1 protein-coding gene is annotated in these 985 nt (G+C 47.8%); it reads right to left on the bottom strand.

Annotated features, from left to right (window positions below; all coding sequences use genetic code 11):
- Positions 1-96 precede the first annotated feature (96 nt).
- Positions 97-985, bottom strand: an 889-nt coding sequence (locus tag GVO62_RS17675) for an IS110 family transposase (RefSeq protein WP_159120375.1), incomplete at its 5' end; no start/stop codon positions are given.

Here is a 985-nt window from a genome sequence, read left to right as displayed (position 1 = left end):
GGGTCAATCACGATTAAGTGATTGCCATCATAACGCCCTCGTAGGTTGTGCCACATCCCGCGGCCTGATCCGAATGCGTTAGCTCAAACTCGTTTATCATGCAGGTACTCGGCTCAGTCTTAGTTTTGGATTAACCGGAGTAAGTACCACTTCCTTTGCAATGGCCCATATGTAAGCCGCCATCTCCCTAGCTATCGCGGTAATGATTAAATTGTAGTGTTTACCTTTTTTACTCATACGATGATAGCGTTTGCACAGACGCAATTGTGCTTTCCAAGCAATATCGACGATGTCTTTGGGTAAGCCTTCTTGCCTTAACTGTAATTCGGTAGAGACATTCGCTGGATAGCGATAGCTGTGCGCACCTTCAATTAGTAGACGCCTTGCTCTGCCGTTACCTGCTTTGGTAATGGCACCTAAGTGACGTTTACCACCGGAGGATTGTTCGCTGGGCACTAAACCTAAATACGCCATGAGTTTTCTTGGGTGATCGAAGCGGTGTAAATCACCAAGCTCTGCCACCACACCAACGGCGACTAGCAATCGAACGCCACGCATAGCCTGAATAGCCTTCACCACAGGATAATAACGCCACTGGTGAACGTGATGGGTTAACTCATTGTCGAGCCTTTCTAGCCGGCGAATACGCTCTTCTATGGTTTGCAATTGTTCCTGCAAGACAATTTGCTGGGCAGGATGAGGCAATATGAGTTCGGTAAGCCAGCGCAGATGCTTCTTGGACCAATTGGCCGTGCCTTCGTAACGAATGTTGTTGCGAAGCAGTAAGGCTTTAAGCTGATACTTGGCTTCTTTTAAATCCTTCATTGCTGCTTCACGGGCTCGGGACAAATCTCGAACTGCTTCATCCTCCGGCTCAGGCACATAGATGGGTGTAAGGTCTTCAGATTTTAGTGACCTAACGAGTTTAAGCGCATCCCTGCGATCGGTTTTAATTCGCTCCCCTGGCTTTTTAGGGATAAGAGAT

The sequence above is a fragment of the Alteromonas sp. KUL150 genome (genome assembly GCF_009811475.1).
Lineage (GTDB): Bacteria > Pseudomonadota > Gammaproteobacteria > Enterobacterales > Alteromonadaceae > Alteromonas > Alteromonas gracilis.
The sequence above is the reverse complement of the archived record's forward strand: the minus strand, read 5'-3'. Positions and strand labels throughout refer to the sequence as shown.